The 26799-nt window shown below is 35.3% G+C and carries 27 protein-coding genes and 1 tRNA gene; 13 read left to right on the top strand and 15 right to left on the bottom strand.

Features of this window, described 5'->3' with window-relative positions:
• Position 1: 1 nt before the first annotated feature.
• From Q8L85_01140 to Q8L85_01110, 7 genes are all read right to left on the bottom strand, one after another.
• Entirely contained in the window at positions 2-3109 is a 3108-nt protein-coding gene (locus tag Q8L85_01140; GenBank protein ID MDP1723292.1) for a multidrug efflux RND transporter permease subunit, read from the bottom strand.
• A complete protein-coding gene (locus Q8L85_01135) occupies positions 3109-4272 on the bottom strand; it encodes an efflux RND transporter periplasmic adaptor subunit (GenBank protein ID MDP1723291.1) in 1164 nt (387 codons plus the stop codon). Before Q8L85_01135 ends, Q8L85_01140 begins: the two co-directional genes overlap by 1 nt.
• Positions 4273-4295: 23 nt before the next feature.
• The gene (locus Q8L85_01130; protein ID MDP1723290.1) at positions 4296-4607 is read right to left on the bottom strand and encodes a hypothetical protein; all 312 of its coding nucleotides are present in this window, start codon (positions 4605-4607) and stop codon (positions 4296-4298) included.
• Positions 4608-4931: 324 nt separating this feature from the next.
• Complete coding sequence (locus tag Q8L85_01125; GenBank protein ID MDP1723289.1) at positions 4932-5810, bottom strand: Hsp33 family molecular chaperone HslO; 879 nt, start codon at positions 5808-5810, stop codon at positions 4932-4934.
• A gap of 291 nt (positions 5811-6101) precedes the next feature.
• Entirely contained in the window at positions 6102-6638 is a 537-nt protein-coding gene (locus Q8L85_01120; protein ID MDP1723288.1) for a DUF1013 domain-containing protein, read from the bottom strand.
• A gap of 523 nt (positions 6639-7161) precedes the next feature.
• A complete protein-coding gene (locus tag Q8L85_01115) occupies positions 7162-7428 on the bottom strand; it encodes a hypothetical protein (protein ID MDP1723287.1) in 267 nt (88 codons plus the stop codon).
• Between the two features lie 70 nt (positions 7429-7498).
• Positions 7499-7699, bottom strand: coding sequence for a Trm112 family protein (locus tag Q8L85_01110; GenBank protein ID MDP1723286.1), 201 nt, complete (start codon positions 7697-7699; stop codon positions 7499-7501).
• Between the two features lie 234 nt (positions 7700-7933).
• Between Q8L85_01110 and Q8L85_01105 the strand changes: the two genes are divergently transcribed.
• Together Q8L85_01105 and Q8L85_01100 are read left to right on the top strand one after the other, a co-directional pair.
• Positions 7934-8602, top strand: a complete 669-nt coding sequence (locus Q8L85_01105; GenBank protein ID MDP1723285.1) for a glutathione S-transferase family protein — start codon at positions 7934-7936, stop codon at positions 8600-8602.
• Positions 8603-8658: 56 nt separating this feature from the next.
• Complete coding sequence (locus Q8L85_01100) at positions 8659-9222, top strand: cytochrome b (GenBank protein ID MDP1723284.1); 564 nt, start codon at positions 8659-8661, stop codon at positions 9220-9222.
• 4 nt (positions 9223-9226) lie between these two features.
• Here the strand turns inward: Q8L85_01100 and Q8L85_01095 are convergent.
• Positions 9227-9312 (bottom strand) — tRNA-Leu (locus tag Q8L85_01095).
• A gap of 56 nt (positions 9313-9368) precedes the next feature.
• Between Q8L85_01095 and Q8L85_01090 the strand changes: the two genes are divergently transcribed.
• The 4 genes from Q8L85_01090 (at position 9369) to Q8L85_01075 (ending at position 11735) form a co-directional block, all read left to right on the top strand.
• Positions 9369-9887 carry a disulfide bond formation protein B gene (locus tag Q8L85_01090; protein ID MDP1723283.1) on the top strand — a complete coding sequence of 173 codons (519 nt, stop codon included), beginning with the start codon at positions 9369-9371 and terminating at the stop codon, positions 9885-9887.
• On the top strand, positions 9884-10393 hold the full coding sequence (locus Q8L85_01085; protein MDP1723282.1) for a demethoxyubiquinone hydroxylase family protein: 510 nt from the start codon (positions 9884-9886) through the stop codon (positions 10391-10393). Before Q8L85_01090 ends, Q8L85_01085 begins: the two co-directional genes overlap by 4 nt.
• 87 nt (positions 10394-10480) lie before the next feature.
• Positions 10481-11098, top strand: a complete 618-nt coding sequence (locus Q8L85_01080; protein ID MDP1723281.1) for a DUF2059 domain-containing protein — start codon at positions 10481-10483, stop codon at positions 11096-11098.
• Between the two features lie 238 nt (positions 11099-11336).
• Positions 11337-11735 carry a DUF1465 family protein gene (locus tag Q8L85_01075; GenBank protein MDP1723280.1) on the top strand — a complete coding sequence of 133 codons (399 nt, stop codon included), beginning with the start codon at positions 11337-11339 and terminating at the stop codon, positions 11733-11735.
• Positions 11736-12008: 273 nt separating this feature from the next.
• Here the strand turns inward: Q8L85_01075 and rpmE are convergent, their stop codons facing one another.
• From rpmE to Q8L85_01055, 4 genes are all read right to left on the bottom strand, one after another.
• Positions 12009-12236 carry a 50S ribosomal protein L31 gene (gene rpmE, locus Q8L85_01070; GenBank protein ID MDP1723279.1) on the bottom strand — a complete coding sequence of 76 codons (228 nt, stop codon included), beginning with the start codon at positions 12234-12236 and terminating at the stop codon, positions 12009-12011.
• 47 nt (positions 12237-12283) lie between these two features.
• A complete protein-coding gene (locus Q8L85_01065; protein MDP1723278.1) occupies positions 12284-13627 on the bottom strand; it encodes an RsmB/NOP family class I SAM-dependent RNA methyltransferase in 1344 nt (447 codons plus the stop codon).
• Positions 13618-14466, bottom strand: coding sequence for a zinc metalloprotease HtpX (htpX, locus tag Q8L85_01060; GenBank protein ID MDP1723277.1), 849 nt, complete (start codon positions 14464-14466; stop codon positions 13618-13620). The genes Q8L85_01065 and htpX overlap by 10 nt, the downstream gene beginning before the upstream one ends.
• Before the next feature lie 133 nt (positions 14467-14599).
• Positions 14600-14794: a hypothetical protein gene (locus Q8L85_01055; protein MDP1723276.1), complete on the bottom strand. Its 195-nt coding sequence runs from the start codon at positions 14792-14794 to the stop codon at positions 14600-14602.
• Between the two features lie 1028 nt (positions 14795-15822).
• On the opposite strand from Q8L85_01055, the gene Q8L85_01050 reads away from it, so the two are divergent.
• The 4 genes from Q8L85_01050 (at position 15823) to Q8L85_01035 (ending at position 19129) form a co-directional block, all read left to right on the top strand.
• Positions 15823-18078: a DEAD/DEAH box helicase gene (locus tag Q8L85_01050; protein ID MDP1723275.1), complete on the top strand. Its 2256-nt coding sequence runs from the start codon at positions 15823-15825 to the stop codon at positions 18076-18078.
• 201 nt (positions 18079-18279) lie between these two features.
• Entirely contained in the window at positions 18280-18492 is a 213-nt protein-coding gene (locus Q8L85_01045) for a hypothetical protein (protein ID MDP1723274.1), read from the top strand.
• A gap of 8 nt (positions 18493-18500) precedes the next feature.
• On the top strand, positions 18501-18944 hold the full coding sequence (locus tag Q8L85_01040; GenBank protein MDP1723273.1) for a GNAT family N-acetyltransferase: 444 nt from the start codon (positions 18501-18503) through the stop codon (positions 18942-18944).
• Positions 18941-19129, top strand: coding sequence for a hypothetical protein (locus tag Q8L85_01035; protein MDP1723272.1), 189 nt, complete (start codon positions 18941-18943; stop codon positions 19127-19129). The genes Q8L85_01040 and Q8L85_01035 overlap by 4 nt, the downstream gene beginning before the upstream one ends.
• A 70-nt stretch (positions 19130-19199) precedes the next feature.
• On the opposite strand, the gene Q8L85_01030 is transcribed toward Q8L85_01035, so the two are convergent.
• The 3 genes from Q8L85_01030 to ptsP are packed head-to-tail and all read right to left on the bottom strand — an operon-like array spanning position 19200 to position 22772.
• A complete protein-coding gene (locus Q8L85_01030; GenBank protein ID MDP1723271.1) occupies positions 19200-19559 on the bottom strand; it encodes an HIT domain-containing protein in 360 nt (119 codons plus the stop codon).
• A gap of 30 nt (positions 19560-19589) precedes the next feature.
• Complete coding sequence (locus tag Q8L85_01025) at positions 19590-20471, bottom strand: helix-turn-helix domain-containing protein (GenBank protein MDP1723270.1); 882 nt, start codon at positions 20469-20471, stop codon at positions 19590-19592.
• A gap of 30 nt (positions 20472-20501) precedes the next feature.
• Positions 20502-22772, bottom strand: a complete 2271-nt coding sequence (gene ptsP / locus Q8L85_01020) for a phosphoenolpyruvate--protein phosphotransferase (protein MDP1723269.1) — start codon at positions 22770-22772, stop codon at positions 20502-20504.
• Positions 22773-22991: 219 nt separating this feature from the next.
• Here ptsP and Q8L85_01015 point away from each other — a divergent pair, with 219 nt between their 5' ends.
• Genes Q8L85_01015 through Q8L85_01005 form a run of 3 tightly spaced genes read left to right on the top strand, consistent with a single transcriptional unit; the run spans position 22992 to position 26639 of the window.
• A complete protein-coding gene (locus Q8L85_01015) occupies positions 22992-25061 on the top strand; it encodes a TonB-dependent hemoglobin/transferrin/lactoferrin family receptor (GenBank protein MDP1723268.1) in 2070 nt (689 codons plus the stop codon).
• Positions 25062-25089: 28 nt separating this feature from the next.
• Positions 25090-25992, top strand: a complete 903-nt coding sequence (locus Q8L85_01010) for a TonB family protein (GenBank protein MDP1723267.1) — start codon at positions 25090-25092, stop codon at positions 25990-25992.
• Positions 25993-25994: 2 nt separating this feature from the next.
• Positions 25995-26639 carry a MotA/TolQ/ExbB proton channel family protein gene (locus Q8L85_01005; protein ID MDP1723266.1) on the top strand — a complete coding sequence of 215 codons (645 nt, stop codon included), beginning with the start codon at positions 25995-25997 and terminating at the stop codon, positions 26637-26639.
• Positions 26640-26799 lie beyond the last annotated feature (160 nt).

Raw genomic sequence — 26799 nt, 5'->3', positions numbered from 1 at the left:
TTTAACCTTGATATTGCGGTTTTTTTTGCTTTGATTTCGATACCTTTTTTATTTTTCGTGCAACTGAATCAAAAAATAAATAGATAACAGGTATTGAATACAGCGTTAAAATTTGGCTTAAAATAAGACCTCCAATAATCGTGATACCCAAAGGTTGCCGCAATTCAGCACCCATACCAGAACTTAATGCAAGTGGCACAGCACCAAAAAGGGCAGCCAATGTTGTCATTAAAATCGGTCTAAAACGAAGAAGTGCTGCTTCATAAATAGCATCTATAGGTGCTTTATTTTGGGTGCGTTCTAAATCAAGCGCAAAATCAATCATCATAATAGCGTTTTTTTTCACGATCCCAATTAATAAGATAATACCGATCAAAGCAATAACGCTTAAATCATTGTCGGTTATAAATAAAGCACATAAGGCACCTACGCCCGCAGAAGGCAACGTCGATAAAATTGTAATAGGATGAATATAACTTTCATACAAAATACCCAACACGATATAAATCACAAAAATAGCGGCCAATACCAACCAAAATTCATTAGCAAGGGAGCTTTGAAAAACTTTTGCGGCACCTTCAAATTGCGTGCGAATAGTATCAGGTATTTGTAAATCTTCTTTTGCTTTATCAATAATATCAATAGCATCTCCTAATGACCCACCCGCTTTAAGATTGAATGAAATAAGAATCACAGGAAATTGGCTTTGACGGTTAATCAGCAATGGTCCGTTTGTCGTCGATACTTTTGTTATAGATGAAAGAGGTACAGGTTTCCCGTCGGTATTATTAAGATAAATAAAATCAAGGGCATGTTGAATATGTTGAAATTTTGGCGCGACTTCTAAGATCACGTGATATTGATTGACTTGAGTGTAAAGTGTCATAATTTGCCGCTGACCAAAAGCGCTATATAATGCATTGTCTATTTGAAGTGGCGTAATGCCTAAACGCGATGCCGAATCTCTATCAATGGTTATCAGCGTCTTAAAACCCTTGTTTTGATGATCTGTAGCCAAATCGTCTAATCTTCCGTCTTTTTGAAGATAATGCATCAATTCATTCGACCAATGCTCAACTTCTTTTTCATCAGGACCATTCAAACTAAACTGATATTGAGTTCGACTAATGCGATCATCAACATTAAAATCCTGAACAGCTTGTAAAAAAAGGTTTACACCCGTAACTTTCTCGACATTCTTTTCAATGCGATCAATAATTTCAACAACACGCGCTTCTCGATCTTCAATTGGCTTAAGATTAATAAGAATTCGACCAGAATTCAAAGTCGTATTATTACCATCCACACCTATAAAAGAAGATAAATTTTCAACGTCAGGATCTTCAAGAATCGTTTTAGCTAAAGTTTGCTGACGCTCTGCCATCGCGTTAAACGAGATTGATTGTGGTGCTTCTGAAACAGCTTGAATTATCCCCGTATCTTGGATAGGAAAAAAACCTTTAGGGATAATATAAAAAAGATATAAAGAAAGCGCCATCGTCATTAAAAAAGTAATTAATATAAATGGTTGATATGCTAAAACTTTACGAAGACTAATGCCATAATAGTAAATAATTTTATGAATAAAATCATTCGTCTTTTTTTCAAATTTATTCATTTTACGATGTTTGCGTTCTTTTAAAAACTTAGCACACATCATGGGTGTTAGTGTTAAGGAAATAAAAGCAGAAAGTAGAATTGTAATAGATAAAGTCATCGCAAATTCGCGGAAAAGTCTCCCCACAATATCGCCCATAAACAATAATGGAATAAGCGTCGCAATCAATGAAATTGTTAAGGAAATAATTGTAAAACCAATTTGTCTTGATCCTTTTAAGGCCGCTTGTAATGGTTTATGTCCATCCTCGATATAACGCGCAATGTTTTCAATCATCACAATCGCGTCATCGACAACAAAACCCGTTGCAATCGTTAATGCCATTAAAGTCAGATTATTAATACTAAATCCCAATAAATACATAGCACTAAAAGTACCAATAAGGGATAAAGGAACAGCAATACTCGGAATAATGGTTGCTGTAAAACTGCCTAAGAACAAAAATATTAATAAAACGACTAAAGAAATGGCAATCAGAAGATCAAATTCTGCTTCTTCAACAGAAGCGCGAATCGAAATGGTACGATCGGCTAATATTTTAACATCAATGCTTGCAGGTAGTGATGCCGTTAAATTGGGTAATAATTCTTTAATACGATCAACAACTTCAATTACATTAGCACCAGGTTGACGTTGAATATTGACAATAATAGAAGGATTTTCGTTCATCCATGCAGCAAGTCTTACATCTTCTGTAAGCTCAATAACTTCTGCCACATCAGAAAGCCGAATTGGCGCCCCATTATTGTAACTAATAATTTGGGTTTTAAAATCTTCTGCAGATAATAATTGATCATTAGCATTAATAACAAAGGATTGATGCAATCCTTCAAAAGTACCTTTTGGTTGACTGACACTTGACGCGACTAACGCATTTCTTAACATCTCAAGCGTTAATCCGTAAGCTGAAAGCGTAATAGGATTAACCTGAATCCGAATAGCTGGTTTTTGGCCACCGCTAATGCTTACAAGCCCAACACCTGATATTTGTGCTAATTTTTGAGAAAAACGCGTATCAACGAGATCCTCAATTTTCGGTAAAGACATTGTCTCTGAACTGATGGCAAGTGTCAAAATAGGTGTGTCAGCTGGATTCACTTTATTATAAATAGGCGGATTCGGTAAATCATTGGGTAAATAACTTGAAGCGACGTTTATGGCTGCTTGAACTTCTTGTTCAGCAACATCTAAATTCATTGAAAGTCCAAATTTTAGCGTGATGATCGAACAACCCATCGCACTACTAGATGTCATTTGCGATAGGCCCATCATTTGGCCAAATTGACGTTCAAGAGGTGCTGTTACCAAAGATGCCATTACGTCAGGACTTGCACCGGGATAAAAAGTGGACACACGAATCGTTGGATAATTCACTTCAGGCAACGCTGAAACAGGTAACATTTTATAGGTTAGAATGCCGAAAAACAGAAGTGCCACCATCATTAATGATGTTGCTATAGGGCGTAAAATAAAAGGTTGAGAGATATTCATTAAACTTTTTTATCTTTCTTTTTATCTTTTTTGGGTTTCGATGATGGATCTTTTTGTTCGTCCCCCGATAATGTTACCTCCATTCCTTCTTTTAATTTATCCCCGCCTTCCACAACAACAGATTGATTTTCACTTAAATCACCTTTTATGGCGCTGTTATTTTGATATTGTCCTAAAATTTCAACCATCTTAAGGGATATTGTTTGATTATCATTCAATACGTAAACATAATTTCCTTTTGAGCCCAATTGAATAGCGCGTGTTGGCGCTAACAAAACATCTTTATGTTCATCAATGAGCAAATGAATATTTACAAACTGATTTGGAAAAAGAATATTATCGTTGTTTTCAAAAATACTTTTTATTTTAATCGTACCTGTTGTTACATCAATTTGATTGTCGATTGTTTCAACAACACCTTTTTTCAACAAATTATTGTGCCAACGGTCATAGGCTTCAACAATTAAGGGTTCACTTTGATTTGTTTTTTTTTGAAATCGTGGAATCTCATCCTCGGGAATCGTAAAATACACACGCACCATGTTTGTTGCATTCACAAGAGCAATGCCAGCTACATCTGAAACTTGAACAAAATTACCTGGATCAACAAGCCGAATCCCTATTTTACCTTCAATAGGTGATTTAATTTTACAATAATTTAAATTAACACGTACTGTATCAATCAAACCCTGATCAGACTTAACAATACCAACATATTGCTTCACAAGCGCTATTTGTGTATCAAGTATTTGCTTTGAAATAGAATCTTTTGTATTAAGATCCTTATAACGCTCTAGATCTAATCGCGCATTTTCAAGCAACGCTTTATCACGTTCATATTGACCTTCATATTGCTTTAATTGTGCTTCAAAAGGACGCGCATCAATTTCAGCAAGTAATTGATTTTTTTTTACATCTTGTCCGTCATTAAAATGAATTTGAGTTAAAATACCATTTATTTGAGGCTTAATAAGAACAGATGCTTGTGAAGTAACGTTGCCTAAGGCTTTAATATAAACGGGAAGATTTCCTTTTGAAATTTTTTCACAAACAACAAGTGGCTTTTGTTCTTTTTTATCAGTTTCATTTGGTTTTTTAGCATTAAGATTGCCTACTTCCCCATATAAAAAAATAATACTTAGTACAACTAAAAACCACTTCACTGTTATTGTATCCTTACAACATTCTAATCACCACGATGATGGCGACCATGGTGACGACGATGCTTCTCTCCGTGAAAAGGTCCAAAATGATGAATGGGCAAACCCCTGTAATGACGATGGTGATTACGATGATACCATTCTTCACTTACCCAAAACCGATAATAAGGATCATAATGATAGCAAATAGCTGGATGTTCAGCTTGAAAAAAAGGATCAAAACATCTTGGATTATGAATTGGTTCATCTATGATGACCAAGGCATTTGCTTGAATATTAGGCAAAAAAATGAACGTAAGTACAAAAATTTTTAAAACGAGTTTTTTTATGTTTTTCATTTTCAACCCTTTATTTTTTAGCGCTCACGTTATAATAGGTTTTTTATTGATGAAATGAAATAAGGTTTTTTCGCACTTAAATAATAATGATTAGGATTAAAGGATGGGGAATTATGATATATAATAAAATAACTTTAAATTCAGACAAGAAATGACGCGCGATGTGTAGTCTCTTCCTACATGAGGAAGGAATGACGATGTATCAATTTGAAGTTATTTCACTATAGTGCTTTCGCTTTTGGTTAAGAGAAGGAATGAGGAACGAAGTGTAGTCTCTTCCTACATGAGCGACGAATGACGCTCTATTAACCAAAATGGAAAACACTATATAAATTGGTCTAACGTAAATTCATAATGCTCATTACAAAATTGACACGTCACTGAAATATATAAATTTTCAACAAGATCTTGTCGATCTTGTTCAGTCATATTGTTTAAAATATCAAAAATACGCCTACGGCTGCATCTGCAACCAGCCTTAATTTGTTTTGGTTCAAAAACTTTAATGTCATGTTCATGAAACAAGCGAAATAATACATCGTGTGGTGTCAACGTATCGGATAAAATCTCTGATTTTTTAAGAGTACTCAACAAACTTACGGCTGTTAGCCAATGTTCACTTTTTTGTTCTTCTGTTTCATCATCTAATTGTGGCATAAGCTGCAAAAAAATACCTGCTGCGCGCCATTTATTTTCTTTTTTTTGTGTTGCAAAAAATAATGCTGTTTTTAATTGCTCTGATTGGGTGAAATAATGTTGTAATGATTCAGCAAATGTTGCGCCAGTCAATGCAACAAACCCTTGATAACGATCTTTTAGATCACTTTGATCAAGCGTTAAAGCCAATTGACCGTTCCCCAACAAACGTGGCATAGAAATTATTTGCTTGGATTGTGTTAAAGCTTCAATTTTTTCTTTATCAAATTCTGCGTAACCTCGTGCAACGCCATTTTCAGTTACATCAGCAACAAGCAGATTAATAGGACCATCCGTTCTTGTTTGAAGCGTAAAAATACCATCATGCTTAAGAGCAGCGCTCATCAAAGACCCAAAAAGAATCGCTTCAGCTAAAAGATGACCAACAAGATCCGGGTAATCATGTTTATGGATAATCGTATCGACTACCTCTTCTAATACAAGAATACGACCACGAATAGGCAATTTTTCAAGCTGAAATGGAATAACTTTGTTGTATAGGTTCATGTGTTAAGCTTCAATGTAAACAATAGTATAGTGATTTAACTTCACGATGATACATCGTCACGCCTTGCTCATGTATAAGAATACACATCACTCGCAGTTCCTTGTCTGATCATAAAGTTAAATCACTATAACGTAAAAAGGAGGCAAAACCTCCTTAAATATAACTCGGTTCATTAGAGATCTATAGTGTTTTCGCTTTTGATTAAGAGAAGGAATGAGGCACGAAGTGTAGTCTCTTCCTACATAAGAAACGAATGACGCTCTATTAATCAAAATAGAAAATACTATAGTTTAAATATCTTCGGCAATAATAGGTCCTTTAGCACAAAGATTTAATTCATCGCGCAACCCTTCATCAGTGCAAAGACCTGTGCGCACGGGGTTTTGAGATTTAATATTTTGCATATCTTTATGTGTTCTATTGCGAATCGACAAAATAGTTGCTTTTGTTGTACCCAACAAACGCATAATTTGATGATCGTTTAATTCTGGATGGTTTTTAATGAGCCATGCAATTGCACTTGGTTTGTCAGCGCGTTTTGAAATAGGGATATAACGCGATCCTCTTTTGCGATCATGAATATATTCTGATTGTTTTTCAATGCGTTTTAATCTGGCCGTTGGATCTTTTGCACAACGTTCAATCTCTTCCCAGGTAAGCTGTCCTGACGAAACAGGATCAACACCTTGAATGATGATGTCGCCATCAGCAATTGACTGCACCTCTAAAGAATGTAAATTGCAAAAAGCTGCAATTTGCTCAAAAGTCAACGCTGTCTGTTCAACAAGCCAAGCCGCTGTTGCTTTGGGCATGAGTAAATATGTCATCGGTCTTTCCTTTAGCGTGCATTGGTAAGTTGAGTCTTCACTATACTTTTCTTAATTATATTTTGCAATTCTTCATAGCATTTTCAAGACTATTTTTCATAAAATCCGCCTTGTAGCGAGATAGAGTAGCGCATTTTACACCACGATGAAAGAGAAGATCGACGCAATAATTCATTTATATTAATTTTTATGATGATATAGGTTGTTAGATTTTTATGATCTTAACAAATCGACTCCATAATAGACTTCTTTCGAAACTCTACGACTGTGATCGATTGATGTGTTGTTTCGGTACTCAGATCCTCATGTATATAAGGATACAGAACGGTCTTCTGTGCCGAACCTTCTATCATTCGCCTCACATTAGCGAGTTTCGAAAGAAGTCTAATAAATTTTAATAAATTGTATCCATTCTTCTACATTCCGCGGTCACATCATTATCCAAAGGTTATGACACGCCTCAATTCTCAATACACACACCCACTGATTCCCTAGACCAGTGAAACCCAAAGGGCTCGAAAGATTAGTATTTATGTTTTTTGTTCATATTGTTGTTATTAATCGTCATTTGATTTTCTAATAATTTTTGTGTGGCTGCTAGTGCTTCTCGTGCTGGACGGTTAGCTTCTTCAAGCTCTTTTTTCCTATTGTAGCCATCAATGACATGGACGCGCTCTTCTTCGCTGAGTGTTACCCAAATGCTTTGAGGGACACCAAACATTTGTGGTTCGTAATGAAAGCAGCCTGATAAAAACAAAGAAATGCAAAAAAGCAAAGAAAATTTGTTCATAATATACTCTAACTTAGGTTAATTTGTATTTTTTTTAACATGTAATGGCATTTTTAACAACAAGTTTCTTTTAACTTGTTTTCTTTTTATATTTTAAGATTTCATCTTCTGTTAAATGTCTTGCTTCATCAATAAGCATAATAGGAATGCCATCTTTAATAGGGTAAGCACATTCAGCCAAAGGGGAAATAAGCTCTTGTTGTTCTTTATTATAAATAAGTCTGCCTTTTGTTTGAGGGCAAACGAGAATTTCAAGCAATTTAGGATTAATATCAGTCATTTATAGAACTCACAAAAATAGGATTCAGCACAATTTTAAGGCTCATTGCATATTTTCTACACAAAAACGTTAATGATTCTTTTATTAAATGCATTGATTTGATAGAATGATTTAATATTAATGACATAGCATGCCTTATGTTTTTATCGATCTTAAAAAAGATTCAAAAGAAGTCTACCGTAAAATTGTAATAACGAAAATCCTAATTTGAACGAAAAAGGAAAAATGCGTAAACTTTATCATTATTGGCTATCACCGGCCTCTCGCCAAGTGAGATTATGTCTTTCTGAAAAATCATTAAGCTTTGATCTTATCTTAGAAAAGCCTTGGGAAAGACGTGCCGAATTTATTAATTTAAACCCCACAGGCGATTTACCTGTTTTGGTAGAATCAGAAGGCGATGTTATAGCTGAAGTAAACCCCATTTGTGAATATTTAGACGAAGTCTATCCGGATCGACCTCTTTTAGGTCGGGATCCTATTACACGCGCAGAAGTAAGACGTCTTGTTGGTTGGTTCAATCAAAAATTTTATCATGAGGTAAGTGTTAATCTGCTGGAAGAGAAAACTTTTAAGGCTTATTATGGACGTGGCGCACCTTCATCGAGCGCTTTACGAGCTGGTGCCATCAACTTAAATAATCATTTAGCCTATATTTCATATTTGGTTGAAAGACGCAATTGGCTTGCAGGTGACCGTTTTTCTTTGGCAGATATTTGTGCAGCCTCTCATCTTTCGTCAATTGATTATTTAGGAGATATTTCCTGGGATAAACACCCAGAAGCCAAGGATTGGTATGCTAAAATAAAATCACGTCCTAGTTTTAGACCTTTATTGCATGAAGTCGTGCCGGGCATATTACCCTCTCGACATTATGTCAATTTAGACTTTTAATAGGTTAGCGCCAATCTTATGGGCAAATTTACAATAATAAAAATATAGAGGAAAATATGAATTTACGAAATAGCGATCAAAGTTGGGGTATCGTTACACAATTTTTACACTGGTTTATTTTTGCCTTTTTGATCGGCCAAATTACGCTTGGTTTTGTGATGGGTGACTTTCCAGATGGCGATGAAAAATGGAAATTATTTGATCTACACAAAGCATTAGGTATGTTGGCATTATTGATTATAGTGCTACGACTTTTTTGGCGTTTTTTAAATGTTGTGCCTAAAGATCCACCAATGCCTAATTGGCAAAAGAAATCGGCGCAAGGTGTGATTTGGGCACTTTATCTTTCGATGTTGATTATTCCTATAAGCGGATATTTGATGTCAACGCTTGGGGGTCATCCTATTAAAATTTTTGATTTATTCACAATAGATCCAATCATGAAAAATCCTGCAATTTCAAAATTTGCAAATAAAGTACACGAATATATGATCTGGGTGATTATAGGTTTTACGGCTTTTCATATTGTCGGCGGTCTTTACCATCACTTTATTTTGAAAGATAATATCTTAAGAAGGATGATGCCAGGATGGAAAGATAATAATAAAAAGAACAAATAAGATTTGGTGCCCCCGGGGAGACTCGAACTCCCACGTCCGCAAAGACAACAGATTTTGAGTCTGCCGCGTCTACCATTCCACCACAGGGGCATTAACGAGTTTGAATCTTAACGAAGTTTTGAAAATGGTCAATAGGTTTTTACATGATGGCAATTAAAAAAGTTATTTTTTCGAAAATATCATTTCACTTTTTGATGTTTGCATTTTTTGGGCTTACCTCTTTTTTTGTGCTTTCTTATGCATATTACAGTCAATATGTTGATATGCTCGAACCTTGTAACCTTTGCTTGTATCAACGTTATCCTTATTGGATTGCGATAGGGTTAAGCGTTTTTGGGCTTTTTTTGTACAAAAAATCGAAAATTCGCTTTGTTCTCTATGCATTTCTATTTTTTACATTTGCGGCAAATGTTGGTATTAGTTTTTACCATTTTGGTATAGAGCAAGCTTGGTGGACAGATCATGAAATATGCGGATCAACTTTGGGTGACGAAGATGACATCGATGAAATGCGCAAACAAATCCTTGCAACACCAGTTGTTCAATGTGCAATCGTACAATGGTCTTTATTTGGGCTGTCAATGACGGGATATAATTTTATTTTGTCCTGTTTTTTAATGATATTATCATTTTTAGGTATTATTAAAAAAAGAAGTAGCAAATGAAAAATAAAGAATATGAATCAATGATACGCGTCAACCATGCGGGTGAATTTGGCGCTGTTCAAATTTATAAAGGTCAGCTTGCCGTATTAAGACGACGTGAGACAAAAAAAATGATCGAAACAATGCTGTCTCAAGAAGAGGATCATTTTGCTTATTTTGATACAAAATTAAAAAATGAACATATAAGACCTACAATTTTGACGCCTTTTTGGCGTGTGATGGGTTTTGCTTTGGGGGCTGGAACGGCACTTTTGGGACGACGTGCTGCCATGGTATGCACTGTTGCTGTTGAGGAAGTTATTGAAGAACATTACGAAGAGCAATTACAGCATCCAGAACTGAATGACGATTTAAAGGATAAAATCAAAGAATTTCAAAATGATGAAATTCATCATAAGGAACAAGGTATTGAAAAATTTGCAAAAGCTGCACCTTGTTATCCTGTATTGAGGCAAATGATTCGTCAGGGCACAAAATTGGCGATCTTTTTATCAAAAAAAATATAAAAACAAACATTTTTTGATTTTTTATGAATTTTTTTGTATGATGGGCCTATTAGAAATTTATTTGAACCCTCCAAAGGAATCTTACCTATGTTTAAACGTTTTGCCCTTCCCCTTGCTTTTGTGCTTGTAACAAGTTTTGCACAAGCTGACAAAAAAGCACTTATTGACGAAGTTATCAAATTAAGTGAAGCAGACAAACAAATTGAGCAATCATTTGCACAAATTACTAAAAATGTCCCCAATCCATTTAAAGGTAAATTTGGCGATCAACAAACTAAATTTGATGAAGTTTTTACAAAAGCTGTTAAAGAAGAATTAATTCGTATCACCAAAGAAATTTATGGCAAAGTCATGCCACAATTAGCTGGTCTTTATGACAAGCATTTCACTGAAGAAGATCTTGCAGCAATTACTGCTTTTATGAAATCACCCGCTGGCATAAAGCAAAAAAATATGATGCCTAAAGTTATGGAAGAAATGTCAAAAGTCATGCAAGACACAAGCAAAGGCCTAATGCCTGCAATGCAAGATGCGTTGAAAAAAGGTATGGATGCTGCTAAAAAAGCTGGTATTGATCCAAAATTAGTTGATGAACTTCTTGAAAAACGTGAAGAAGAAGCTAAGAAACAAAAAGAAATGATGGAAAAATTCCAAAAAATGCAAGAAGAAGGCGCTAAAAAAGGCGAAGCAGAAGAAATCGATTAATATAATAAGGCCCAGCAGAATATTAGTATAATGCTGGGCCTTTTCTTTTTAAAAAAACTATTCAGTTCTATATTTCTTTCTTTCATACTTATATGTATTCATTATTTACTTACCCACCTTTATAATATAATTTTAAAAAAAATTTAAAGATATAGTTTTTTCTTTTAATCTAATTTTAACTTAATTACGCCAAAATAATAATACAACGACACATAAGTTATTACGTTAGGAGGAGACAATGGGCAGTAAAATATATGCAACAGCATTTTTTGGGAAAACCTATGATGATGCCCTAAAATTGCTCGTCGAGGTTAGAGATTATTTAGAAGCATATCAGCCAAATCAAGCAAAGCAAGCGGAACCCGCCATAAGGTTAGCACTTACGTGTCTTACGATGCGTCTTACAGCGCAATTGACGGATATTATGGCATGGCTACTGGTTCAAAAAGCTGTTCATACAGGCGAGATGCATTCTGATGAAGGTAAGGAAGGTCGCAATAGTCTAAGACGCTGGATTGATTTTGATCCAGAACAAACAAAGTTACCCATTCCAGGTAAACTCAAATCATTGCTTGATCGTAGTCAAACATTATTTGAACGGGTTGAACGTTTAGAGGTAATGATTAATCAGAAATAATTGGTTAGTATTAACGTAATTGGGGGATAATTTTTAATTTTATACGCCTTGCATCACTGTTTTCCTGAACGCCTTGAAGCAAAGCAACGAAAGCAGATTCAGGATCCAAAACGAGATTCATGCTCGAGAAAGCATGACTCTAAAGTTTTTTTTAAAGCATGTCATGATCTTCGATCATGATTATTATATGGACCCTGAATCGGCATTCGAGCCCTTGGCTCTCATTGGTTCAGGGAAACAGCTGGATTGTTAGTAGGTTTTGGGTCAAATATTTTATTGTTTGTCCAAACCAAAGCTTTTGAAACGTTTGTTGAAACGTGACAATTGGCCAGTATCTAGAATTCTTTGTGTACCACCTACCCATGCATGATGTGAAGTGCGGTCAGTTTCAAGACGCATAACGTCGCCTTCTTTTCCCCATGTGGAGCGCGTGTTGTAACTCGTGCCATCCGTTAAGATGAGGGTGATTTCATGGTAATTTGGATGGATATTCTTTTTCACGGTCTAAACCCCTTATTTCAAAACTCGAAAATAACTTATATCAAAAATTATTCAACATTGCAAGAAATAGCTTGTTTTCTTTTTAAACGTGCGATGAAAAAGCCATCAGCGCCGCCGAACTCTGATAATTCAAAAGGTAAAACTTGTATATCGCCAGAGGGTGTTAAAATGGATTTGATACCTTGGACCTCTTCCAATGTGAATGGAACACGTTCTATAGTTTTGTAATGAGCAAGCGCTTTTTCAATTTGTTGTGTATTTTCTTCTGGTTCAAGTGAGCAGGTGCAATATATTAATGTGCCTTCATTTGCTAAATGCTTCATACCTGTTAAAAGTATTTTTTCTTGAATCTCAAGCAATGAATCAAGATCATTTTCTTTTCTTAGGAACCTACGTTCAGGATGACGTCTAAAAGTGCCAGTGCCACTACAAGGTGCATCAACAAGGACATAGTCAAATTTATCCTTGCTTTTCCAGGTGATTGCATCTTCTTGAATGATATTTGCCTGCATTTTGAGACGTTTTAAATTTTCGTGTAACCTTTTTAATCGATGCGCTGAATTATCAATTGCGGTTACATCCAGACCATAAGCTATTAATTGTGCTGTTTTACCACCGGGGGCTGCACATAAATCAAGTGCTTTTTTACCATTAATAGGATTGAGTAATTTAACGGGTAAAGAAGATGACCAATCCTGAATCCACCATTCACCTTCATGATAGCCTTCTAAACTTTCGATCATTGACTGACGATAAGATCTAATTGTATTGAAAGGTATAATGGTGCCACCAAGTTTTTCGGCCCATATATCCGGATCAGTTTTAATGGTAAAATCAGTAGGCGTTTCTCTTGAAAAAGCGAAGGCAATTTCTTGCGCTTTGCCTAGACCATAATTATTACGCCAACGCTTAAACATCCATTCAGGAAAATTTTTATCAACGCCTGTTTCTTTGATCAAGAATTGATGTTCATTTCGAATGATTTTACTTAATACAGCATGCACAAAAGGCTTAAAGTTTTTCTGATTCAAATGATCGATTAAGTGAAGCGCCGTTGTTACGATCGCGTAAGAAGATGTTTTTAAAAAATGGTGCTGTACAATCCCTAAACGCAAAATATCGCGTATCATCATATTCTTTTTTTCTATCTTTTTAAGAACTAACGAATCGATAAGTGCGTCGCATTGTCCGGACGTTCTAATCACCGTAAGATAAAGTAATTTAGAAAAACCCTTATCTTCTTGGCTTAATTGTTTGTAGCCTTTACTATGCGTAAAATCAATTTCTTTGCCTTGCCATAATGCTTCTAATGCTTTAATAACGAGAAAACGAGGCAATACACCTTCTTTTTCTAGAAAGCTTTGACGATCAATAGGCATGCTTACGACCATGGGTTAGATCCTGCCATTTTTTTAAGACGCATAATGCGATTAAGGGTGTTTGGGTGTGTTGAAAATAAATTATCCATTAAATGTCCGCTTAGAGGATTGATGATAAACATATGTGCTGTTGCAGGATTATTTTCTGCCTTGGGACTTTCAATATGCTGTGCCGCGTTTTGCATTTTTTCAAGCGCACTTGCAAGCCACAAAGGATGTCCACAAATAAGTGCACCCAATCGATCAGCCTCATATTCACGTGATCTGGAAATAGCCATTTGAACGAGCATGGCAGCAATAGGGCCTAAAATAACGATAAGAATTGTACCAAATATATTTGTTTTGTTATTGCTATCGTTGCTATGTGATGTAAAAAGTGCCACATGACCTAACATTGAAATGGCGCCTGCAATACCTGCAGTAATTGTCATGATAAGCGTATCTCTATTTTTGACATGCGCGAGTTCATGAGCAATAACACCTTTAACCTCGTCAGGTCTTAAAGCATTTAATAAACCGGTTGTAACAGCAATGGCAGCATTTTCTGGATTTCTACCCGTTGCAAATGCGTTGGGCTGATCTTCATGAATGAGGTAAAGCTTAGGCATAGGCAATTGCGCGCGCATGACAAGCTCTTTAATCATACTATATAGTTCAGGCGATTCTTGAGGCGTTACAGCTTTCGCGTTATACATATTTAAAACAAGTTTATCGGAATACCAATAAGAAAAGAAGTTCATCGCTAAAGCAATAACAAGCGCAATAATCATGCCGCTTGTGCCACCAATTAAAAAGCCTATACCTACAAAAAGAGCCGTAAGTCCTGCTAGGAGTAGAAAAGTGCGTGCCATTTTTTTCCTTTAAGGGCTTATTTAAAATCTTGCATACCCTTACTAATATATCTTAAAAATAGAAATTTTAAAGGGTTTGGTTGAGTTTATTATTAAAACTGTTGAAAACAATGATGCTTTTGCATCTATAGTATTAAGAATCTTTCTTTGGATTTTTACAATGCTGATCACCTTCCAAATGAAAGCTTTTACATGATCTACAATAATGTAGATCTGATATTTTTGCATTTTCGCCCTTAAGTTGCGGAAATAGCAAATGGATCATATAAATTCTAATCTTATATACTATAAAAATAATAATGGCTGAAATAATTAAAAATTTAAGCATCAGACCTCTTTCGAAACTATTTGTTTAGTTTCTATGGACACAAATGAATGTAAACAAAGCAATTAATACGATTTGACTTTGTTACAATAAAAACATGTTAAAGATATCATGGAAATGCTGACTTTCATAGGTTTTATAGGTTAAATAACTTTAGACGCATGCTCTCTGGATCATGTGTCTCGTTGTAGGTTCAGAATTTACCAGCGAAATTTTACTTCAATGCAATAAAGTAATCATATATATAGACCTTTTCTCTGGATTGTTTTTTAATCTTTGGTACGCTATAACAGTTTGTAATCTTAATATAAAAATCTAAATATTATCTGAAAGACAAAAAATGAATAAATGTTGGAAATGACTAGCAATTCCTTGGATTATCCATGCCTATCTGGCGATTCCGCAGAGTCGAATTTCCTTGAAACTGAAAGATTATTAGGGCGCAATAAATAGCATGAATATTTGCCCTACGTTGCAGCGTATGGATGGCCAAAAGTCAAAATATCTGAGTGAAAAAAAAAGTGCAGAATGATAAAATTTTCGCAAAGAAAATAATGTTCAGTTTTAAATATCACTAATTTTATACAGATTAAATTCTTATCTTGCTTTTTAAGCAAAAAAGATATATAGTCCTCGTTAAATAAGCGAATCCTTTTTAGAAAAAACTAAAATTTTATATTTTCTAAATTATCCCGTTCTTATTTCAAAATGTATACCCAAAGAATTTCAAAATGTGGGTAGGAAGATAAGTGGTGAGGCACGCGCAATGTATTTTTCATACATCAGCATGACGAATCCCGAAATCTGACAACCTCCACAATTGAAAATTGTTGGTATAGGTAGGAAAATAATTGGCTAAACAGATACTCTTTGTTTTAAAGACACAATAATAGTGCAATGCCAAAATCTGATAATCCTAACAATTTGCATAATAGGTATATAAGAACTTATACCGTAAAAATCTCTTCCATCCTATATTATGTAGTCGATTGAAAGAGAAAACAATTGACAATAATATAGATAGGTCAACAATGAACGCTTTTCACCAGATGGGTCTCCCAGAAGAACTTCTTCAATATATTGATAAATTAGGCTTTACAGCACCCACGCCTATACAATTGGAAGCAATTCCCTTAGCCATGAATGATCATGACGTTATGGGTTCTGCACAAACAGGTACCGGCAAAACACTTGCTTTTGGTATTCCTTTAATTGCCAAATTGATGGCAAATCCATATGAATCCGCTTTAATTCTAACGCCGACACGTGAACTCGCACAGCAGGTTCATACGGCCATTAGACAACTTTTAGCCATACGTGGTGATCTTAAAACAGCATTATTAATTGGTGGTGATCCTTATCCAGGCCAAATGCAACAGCTTAATGCGAATCCTCGTCTTATTGTAGGAACACCTGGTCGCGTGATCGATCATATAGAACGCGGCACATTCAAAACAAAGAATGTACATTTCTTAGTTTTAGATGAAACAGATCGTATGCTTGATATGGGATTTGGTATTCAATTAGATCAAATTATTCCGCATTTATCCAAAAATCGTCAAACAATGATGTTTTCAGCGACTTTTCCTGTCACCATCGAAAAATTAGCAGCGAAATATCTTAAAGATCCAAAACGTGTTTCGGTTGGATCAAATTTCAAACCTGCTGCAGCTATTAAGCAAGATATTCTTAAAGTTTCTGAAGAAGAAAAATATCCACAATTATTGTCACAATTAAGTGAACGTGAAGGTTCTGTTATTATTTTCGTTAAAACGAAAATTGGTGCTGATCGCTTGGCGAATAATTTGTACAAAGAAAAATATCGCGTTTCAGCGATTCATGGCGATCTAAGACAGAAAAAACGTGAAAGCGTTATTCATGGTTTCCGTATTGGCCGCACACAAATTCTTGTTGCAACCGATGTTGCAGCGCGTGGACTTGATATTCCGCATATTCAGCATGTTATTAATTATGATTTGCCTCAATGTCCTGAAGATTACATCCATCGTATTGGCCGTACAGCACGTGCTGGTGCAACAGGTTTTTCATTATGCTTGATCACGCCACAACAAACAAAAAAATGGGGCGAGATTCAACGCTTAATGAATCCAGATCAAAAAATTGAAACACCCAGAAATGGTGGATCTAAATCATCGACTAATAAAAATTCAAAATCTTTTGGTCAAAATCGTCGTCGTGATTTTGATAAACAAGATCCTTTCTATCCTAAAAAACCTTTTGGTGGATTTAAATCTGAAGGCGGCGGTAAAGGTGGTTTTTCAAAACCACGTCGTGAATTCGATAACGATCGTCCATCAGCACCTAAACAACGATTTGAAGGCGCACCGCGCGACCATTATTCGCCTGATAAACCACGCACAGAAGGTTTTTCAAAACCCCCACGTCGTGAATTTGCCAAAGAAAATAATTTTGATCGTCCATCAGCGCCTAAACAACGCTTTGAAGGCAATCGTGAAGGATTCTCCAGAGACACGCCACGCGAAGGTGGTTTTTCCAAACCTCCACGTCGTGAATTCGACAGAGATGATTCAGCCCCTAAAAAACGCTTTGAAGGCAATCGTGAAGGTTTCTCCAGAGACACACCACGCGAAGGCGGTTTCTCCAAACCTCCACGTCGTGAATTTGATAACGACCGTCCGTCAGCGCCTAAACAACGCTTTGAAGGTAATCGTGAAGGTTTCTCCAGAGACACACCACGCGAAGGCGGTTTTTCTAAACCTCCACGTCGTGAATTTGACAGAGATAATTCCTCAGCGCCTAAACAACGTTTCGAAGGCAATCGTGAAGGATTTTCTAGAGACACACCGCGCGAAGGCGGTTTTTCTAAACCTCCACGTCGTGAGTTTGACAGAGATAATTCCTCAGCGCCTAAACAACGTTTTGAAGGCAATCGTGAAGGTTTCTCCAGAGACACACCACGCGAAGGCGGTTTCTCCAAACCTCCACGTCGTGAATTTGACAGAGATGGAACAGCGCCTAAACGTTTTGAAGGCCCACGCGCCCAACGCGCAGCTTTCGATGGTTCAAAAGGCCCCCGAGACGACAGACCGCGTGATGATAGACCCCGTGAAGACAGACCTAGAACTGAAAGACCTAAATTTGACGGTCCGAAACCAGGTTTTTCACGTGATGGTGCGGCACCTAAAGCAGGTTTTGATAAACCTAAAAGAGACTTTCAAAAGAAGAGTTTTGCCCCAAGTTCTGGTGCAAAATCCTTTGATAAAGATGGTCGCAAACCATTTAAACCAAGAGCACGCGCTGCTTAATTTAGCGGCTTAAACTAAAAAAGGGTTGTTGTGCGTGAAAGTCAACAACCCTTTTTTTTTATAAAAATACTTAAACGTGTTAACAAATTACTATAGTTTTTTCTAAAAATAATCATACCGAAAAGGCAACATCAACGGCATTATGATGTACGTATCCACGATGCTTAAAAGTTTTGTAATGCGTTTTTAAAACGTGAGCATATGCTTTATTTTCCGGGTATTAATAAAAAATTCATATTATGTTATGCTAATACGTGGAAAAAAACAGGACGATTATTGTATAGAAGCTTTTCAGGGGCTTTATTAATTGAGACGCAGAAAAATTTATTCCAAGAATGTAAAATAAAAGCAGGGTATAAGGTTGCATTTAAACTTCAAACTGTTATGGCTCGTCAGTTTAAAAGAGAAGAATAAGTTAAACAATGATTATCGTACGCAGGGCAAATAAAAAAGATATTGAAAGTTTATTACCGTTTATGACGCAACTTGGTTATCCAACTAATCTTGATATGTTTAAGGAACGTTTCGATTCTTTTTTAAATCTTGATGGTTATGGCATAGGCCTTGCTTGCTTAAAAGACCAGATTATTGGTTTTGTAGCTTGGTCAAAGTCTACTATTTTTGTAATAGATAAAATACGCATTCATATCGAAGCGCTTGTTGTGAATGAACATTATCGCGGTCAAGGGATTGGTAAGAAACTTATTGATTTTATTGAAGACTTTGGCAAACAATTTAGTCCCGTTGTCATTGATCTGACCTCTGGTGTTAGACGCGCGAAAGATGGTTCCCATGAATTTTATAAAAATCTTGGTTATCAAAATGAGGGTCACATGGCCAAATTATATTTTAGAAAAGAACTATGAAAAAACGTTATAAATACAGTATAGCTATAATCGTAGCAATTTTAGTTGCAATTATAATTTTATTAATTAAATCAAATCGATGGGAATCTTATTACATAAATAAATTAAATGAACCTGCAAGAGAATTTATCCTTCAAGCATTAAAAACAATCCCAAATCCTAAATCAAGTGCAGAGACGATTTAATTTTTTAAAAGGTAATATTTTATGAATAAAAAAAATAAATATGCTTATATTTTTTTAAAATTCAACATGTTCATGAAGCAAGCATCGGCCCTAAAGGACGGCCTGCAAATAAATGCATATGAAAATGAGGCACTTCTTGACCACCATTGATGCCTTTATTAGATAAAATACGACACCCTTTTTGAGTTTCATCTATATCTTTTGAAATTTTACTAAGCGCTTTAAAAAATCCTGCAATTTCTTGAGGGCTTGCTTTTTCACCAAAATCTTCAAATGAAACATAAGCACCTTTTGGAATGAGTAAAATATGAACAGGTGCTTTAGGATGAATATCATGAAAGGCTAATGCAAATTCATCTTCATATACTTTTTTACAAGAAATTTCCCCACGTAAAATTTTTGCAAAAATATTTGTTGAATCATAGCCCATCTACATACCCCTATTAAAATAACTTCTTAATTACCCTGCAGCCTCAACTAAACTACAATGATAATCATCGCAGGTTAATGATTTTTCAAGATTTATCTCTTTTTCATCATTAAAAATTTTAACGTCATTCGTGCCTTTGATTAACAACGTCGTAGCATTATTTTTAGGCATTAAATAATTTTGAATGGATTTTAATTCTGTTCTAAGAAGAAGCTCTTCCCCATTATATAATTCTATCCACGCATTTTGGTTAGGGACTAAGGTTGCTTTATCAGATTTAAGAATAGGCTTGTTGGTTTTAGGAATTTCAATAAGAAAAATTTTTTCATCACCAAAAGGCGTTAATTGTTCTACAATAGGTATGGGTTGAGTTTCAATGTTATCAGGCTCTTCTTGCAACAATGCTTCTTCATTGGCTTTCAAAACAACAGTTGCGTCACCTTCTTTAGATAAATTTTGCACTAAACGTTCTGGTATATCATATCGTTCTTCAATAAATGATTTTACTTTTTCCCAGTTAATATTAATCAAAGCTAAAACAATCAAACAAAAACTGGCGCTTAGGATAATTTTTTTACCAGGCCCTTTTTTTGATTTTGGGACATCAGCAAAACTAAGATGGGCAGAAGGAATTTTTTCGTGTGGTTCTTTTTCGTAAAGTTCAAAAAGAGGCTCAAATGGAATTTTTAAAAATTGTGCATAAGATTTAATAAAGCCTTTAATGTAAGTCACTGATGAAAAAGAAGCATAATCACCTGCTTCTAAAGCCTTTAGCAAGGTAGCTCGAATGCGGATGGTTGCAGCAACATCTTCATAAGACAAACCAAGTTTTTCACGTTCTTTTTTTAAAATTTCTCCTAATTCGATACGAGAAGAATTAACAGGTTCTTGGTTTAAATCATTTTCAGACATAATGTACTCTTATAAGAATAAAACTTAGACTCAGTGTACTACGATACCATGATCTTGTGCAAATTGTCTTAATTTTTCGCGAATAGAATGATCATTCGCATTCATCAATGCTTCAAGATAGGGTTTTATAATATCGCACGAAATTGTTGAAATCATTTTTTTCAAAGCAGGAATCTTTGAAGATGAAACGCTTAATTCTTGTATGCCTAAGCCAATTAAAGCCAAGGCATCCAATGGTCTTCCAGCCATTTCACCACAAACCGATAAATCAACATTTTCTTTTTTACATTTTTGCGCAACATGCTGAAGACATCTTAAAAAAGAGGGTGATAAAACATCGTAACGCTCACCTAAATACGCATTATTGCGATCACTTGCAAAAAAGAATTGTGCAAGATCATTTGTACCTAAAGAAACAAAAGAAAGATGAGGTAATAATTGATCGAGTTGCCAGATAATACTTGGCACTTCGATCATCGCGCCAATTTTTATTTTGCTAGGTAATGATTTGTTTTTTTCTTTTTGACGATTGATTTCTAAATCTAAAATTTCTTTTGCTTTTAAAAATTCTGCAACTTCTGTCACCATCGGAAACATGATATTAAGTTGTTTATGTTGTGATGCTTCAAGCAAAGCGCGAATTTGTTGACGCAAAATAAAAGGACGATCTAAAGTAATGCGCAAAGAACGCCAACCCATTGCAGGATTTTCTTCCCCGCCTTGTAATTTTAAATAAGGCAGAATTTTATCCCCACCTATATCAATTGTTCTAAAATTAATCGGCAAATCGCCGATAATTTTATAAATAGATTGATAGATTTCAATTTGTTCTGCGACATTCGGAAATTTCGATTTCACCATGAAAGGTATTTCTGATCTATAAAGACCAACGCCTTCAACGCCGTATTCTTTTAAATTTTTAAGATCTGATTGAAAGCCCGCATTAATTTTTAACGAAATTTTAGATCCATCTTGTGTGGAAGAAGGTAAATCAAGTCCCTTAAAATAGTAATTTAAATTTTCTTTAAGAAAATTAAGACGATCTTGATAAGATTCTAAAACATCTTCTTGGGGGCGGATATAAATAATGCCTTGTTCAGCATCCAAAATAACGGGATCATTATCATAAACATTGTTAAGAATTTGCTCAACATGGCTTACAAAAGGTAAATCTAGGGAACGTGCAACAATCGCGACATGAGAATGAATGGTTGCTTCTTCAAGGACGAGCCCTTTTAAAGAGTCACGATCATAATCAAGCAATTCAGCACTCGCCATATTACGTGCAAACAAAATGGCATTAGATGGAATCTTACGTTTGCCAAGATTTTCTTGACCTGTCAGATGGTAATAAAGACGGTTATTAAGATCTTCAAATTCTGATAATTTTTCGCGAAATATAGGATCTTGGATTTGTTTGAAACGGGCTTGTGTATCGTTACGCACTTTATAAACAGCGGCTTCTGCCGTTAAACCTTCATAAATGGCTTCTTTTATTTTAGTGATCCACCTGAAATCATTAAAAATAGAACGGTAATTTTCTAGAACTTCTTCGTAATCACTTTTGAATTGAACATTGTCACGTTTAACGTAAGTTTGAATTGCTTTATTAATATCTTCTAAAGCTTTATCAAGACGTTGAATTTCAATGTCAGGATTATCCGCGAGTAATCTTTTAAGGTCTATGCGTGGTTGATGTAATAAAGCTTGACCAATCGCAATGCCAGAAATAATACGTTTGCCTTCAAGACGTGCTGGCAACATAACTGTTTCAGGCGCTGTTAAATTAACTAATTGTCCGCCTGCGATAAGTTCAGCAAATACAGTTGCTATAATTTCAAGTGTTTCTATTTCATCTTCTAGATATGTACGATTAACGTAACTTTGCGCTGAAATAACACCAATAACTTCACCGTCTCGTAAAATAGGAACGCCCATGAAAGATTGAAAACTTTGTTGTTTTTCAGTGTGTTCATGTTGGTTCATAAAGTGATAAGGCTGTGTGTTATTAAGCGCAATAGGAAGTGCACTTGAAGCGATTGATCCGATAAGACCTTGCCCCACAACTATTTTTTTAAGTTGTGCATGTTCAATGTCTTCGCCCTGAATCGCATAAAGTTCTAAAATTTGATTAGATTTTAGTAAATAAAGAGAACAAATATCGGCCCGTAATTCTGTTGCAATTAATTTTACGATAAGATTCAACCGATGGGCGACTGTGCCACGGGCTGCCATCACATCGCGCATTCTTTTAAGAAGTTGCCTTGGATTTCCTGTAATTCTTGGCGCTACAAGCGTCACTCTTTTCCTCACAAAATAATTGCGTTATGTGAACTATATACAAAAACATAGAGATTGATACAGCATTAGTAAAGACCTATACACATTCGTTGTATAAAGCAAGATCTGTTGCATTTAAATCTAAGCCTAAAAAAAATAACTATTTTATGCGCGACAAGCCTTATAGAAAAAATGAAAATATGTTAGGCACAAGCATGATTTTTAGATTTGGAGAATCTTATGTTTGGTCGTTTGACAATAATAGCAATCTTATTTGCTACTCATTTTTTGCCAGCCTTTGCTCATGAACCCATAACAAAATTTGATAATATGGCGGTTATTGCAACAAAAACTGAAAAAAAAGTTTTTGATGTTGCTGGATCCACAAGCCATATAAATCAAGATGATTTAAATAACATCCAAGCAGAACGCCTTTCCGATCTATTTAAAATGACACCTTCAGTCGAAATTTCAGGGGGACCCCGTAAAACAGCTGAACAAGTAAATATTCGCGGTTTCGGTCAAAATAGAACAGTTTTACGCGTTGATGGTGCACGACAAAATTTTAATTTTGGACATAATGGCGGCGTCTTTATGGATCCTGAATTTTTAAGCGAAATTGATGTATTGCGTGGACCTCAATCAAGTCTTTATGGAAGTGGTGCTATTGGTGGTATTGTCGGTTTTAGAACTTTAGAGGCTAAAGATCTTTTGCGTAAAGGTGAAGATTGGGGTGCTAAAGCTAAAATAGGCTATGGCAGCAATCAAAAAGAATTTTTAGCCAATACATCTCTTTATGGTCGGTATGAAGATCGCATCGATGGTCTTACAAGTTTTGTATTTCGTGATAGTGACGATTTAAAAACTGGTAAAAATAAAAAAATCCGTTATTCAGCGGACGAAATTAAATCTGGTTTGTTTAAAGCAAATGCTTATATTTTAGACTCCCATAAAGTAACAGGTTCCTTTTTAGTTTTTAAAGATAATTTGTCGACACTTTCTACCCCTAATCTTTTAAATTCAGATCAAATTAATTTAAGAATGTCTAATTTAAATATGTTTTTAGGACCAGATTTAAATTTTCCAGTATTGCGTGATACAAGACAATTAACAAGCACATTGGGATATGTTTACCAAAATGATGAAAACCCTTGGGTACATTTAAATGCTAAAATTTACAATACAGACACAAACATTAAAGATAAAGTTAACAATGATATTGTGCCCCGCTTAAAACGCGCTGACACAACAAAATTTTCGACCAATGGGTTGGATGTTTATAATACGACAAATATAAAAGCAAATGAGGATTTTGGTCTTAAAATCACCTATGGTGTTGAACATTTCAAAGATGATCAAAAAGGTTTCAGGAATGGTTTAACCCGCGCGCAATTTCCAAAAGCCCATGCTACAAATACTGGTCTTTATATTCGTGAAGAAATAACTTTTTTTAAAAAGCTAAGTATCGCAACTGGTTATCGTCACGATGCTTTTAATGCACATCCTGCAAAAGAACTTAAATTACCTAAAAGACATGACCATCATGGCTCGACGTCTTTTTCAGCAACTTTACGTCCCATTGATTGTTTAATGACGTACATATCCTATGCTGAAGCCTTCAGAGCACCTCACTTAACAGAACTTTATGGCGGCGGCATTCATTTTATGACCCGTTTTCCAAACTTCTTTATACCCAACCCTAACTTAAGCCCTGAACGCGCTAAAACAACTGAATTTGGTCTAGGCCTCACTTTTGATAATATTTTCATGGAACAAGATAAATTCAGAACAAAATGGGCTTATTTTGTAACCCATGCCAATGATTTTATTGAACGTCGTGTTCGTATGATGACGACGACCATTGAAAATATTACCTCAGCCCGTATTCGTGGTTTTGAAGGCGAAGGTGCTTACGAATCCAATTATATTTTCGGTGGTTTTGGTTTTTCTGCTTTGAATGGATATGACAAAACACATGCAAGTCGCATCGCAAGCGTCCCGCCTATGAAATTTGCATTCACGTTAGGATCCAATTTACCTGAAATTGATGCAAAATTAGGCTGGCGTTCAATTTTCAATCGTGAACAAAAACGTGCACGTCACCAAACAGAGCAAACACCGCCACAGAAAACACATGGTTTTGCAACGCATGATGTCTTTATGTCCTATTTACCGCAACAAAATTGGGCAAAAGGCATAGAATTCAATATCGGTGTTGATAATCTATTCAATAAATATTATCGTAAACATTTAGCGAACATCCCTGAAATGGGACGAAACTTTAAGCTAAGCCTGGGTTTCAAATTGTAATATTTTAATTTAATTATGTGTGGATGCATTGAGACTTATTCTTAAAAAATATCGGTTTTCAATTGCATTCACACTTTCTATAGGCCTTCATTTTTTTGCCTTTTTTGTCTGTCCGCATCTTAATCAAAAAGAAAGTTTAAAAGGCGAGACATTGCTTACCTATGAGGTTGCAATTTTAGAGCCTTCTATTTGTATTTCTGATGAAGTGTCAGCTACATCAATGCTTCATGAAGTTTCTATTTTAGATGTTGTACAAGAAATTTCACCCGAATCCATACAAGATATTATCCCGGCAATAATCAAAGAAGAATCAATTGATAATTCACTTGTACCTGAACTGATAAAGGATATTCAGCAGATCGATGAAAACGCTTTGCCACAAAAGATAGAAACGCCAAAAACAGAATTACCAAAAGTTACAAAAAAACTTATTTTAAAACCTGTAAAACCTAAATCTCAACAAGTACCTAAAATTAAGACCACCCCCAAAAAGATGCTTGCCCCCCCTAAAAACACTATACAAACAAACATTACGTCTTCTAAAAATGAATTAAATAATGTGCATGGACCTGAAAACGCCGCACATCACCAACAACAAAATGCCTCTTTAGGTACTAGTGAACATGAAGCGCCTATTATGCCTATTGAAAAAGCAAAGTTACGTGGCAAATTAATTATGCCACCATATCCTAAACGCGCCTTTGATATGGGACTTGAAGGTGAAGTAACGCTCCAAGTTTTAATCGACAAAACTTCTCAAATCAAAGATATTAGAATAATACGTCATAAGGGCAATAGACTTTTTTGCGTAGAAGCTTTTAAAACAATTAAAGAAAAATGGGGCGGCTTGATCGAGCCCCACCAACAAAATGGTCAATTTATTGAAGGTTGGATTGAAATTACAATCCCCTTTATCATTAAACAGGAATAAAAATGCATTTTTTAGATTTCAGCACACATTCTTTTTGGTTTTATTATTTAATGACTTGTTCTTTTTTAGCGCTAGCTTTGATTTTAGAAAGATTTATATATTTTTTAACTTTAAAACAATTACCTAAAATGGATTGCCAGCATCTTCAAAAAGCATTAGAAGCAGGACGCTATCCCGATGAATGCCCTAAAATTAGATCAAGCGCTCTTAAAGAAGCTTTAAGTCTTATTTTTGCACATCAAAACCAAGACAGAACCTTACGCCAAGAAGTACTAAATGCATGGTTTGATAATCATAAAAAAGAAGTCTATCAACGCCTTAAATGGCTTAATCTTGTGGCACTCATGGCATTGCTTGGTGGTATTTTAGGTTCAACTTTGGGCGGCATAAAAATGATTACCGTGTTAACATCCTTTGCACCCAATGATTTTATGCATGTATTAAAACAATCCCTCACTTATCTTGCTTTTGGCATGATGATTTCATTTCCTGTTTTTATTCTGACTAAAATTTTTAAAATTATAGGTGGATTCTATTTAAGCAGGCTCAATAAATCTTTAAAAATGTTATTGTTGTCGCTTGAACGTTATCCCAATCCAGAACATTCAAATGTTGAAGCTGTTTGTCCTTATACGGGAAAGAAATAACCACCTAAAATTGATAATATAACTCAATGATAGGTAAGCCCCTAGTTTGACTAGGGAGACTATAAAGGCTTGGCCTTCAGATTCAGTAATAGTGTAAGATCCATTTCGGCTTGACGGTCAGAAAGGATCTTACACATGAGTAATATATCATCATACGAAA

The organism is Alphaproteobacteria bacterium (assembly GCA_030680745.1).
Taxonomy (GTDB): domain Bacteria; phylum Pseudomonadota; class Alphaproteobacteria; order JAUXUR01; family JAUXUR01; genus JAUXUR01.
This window is presented reverse-complemented; position numbering and strand designations above follow the sequence as displayed.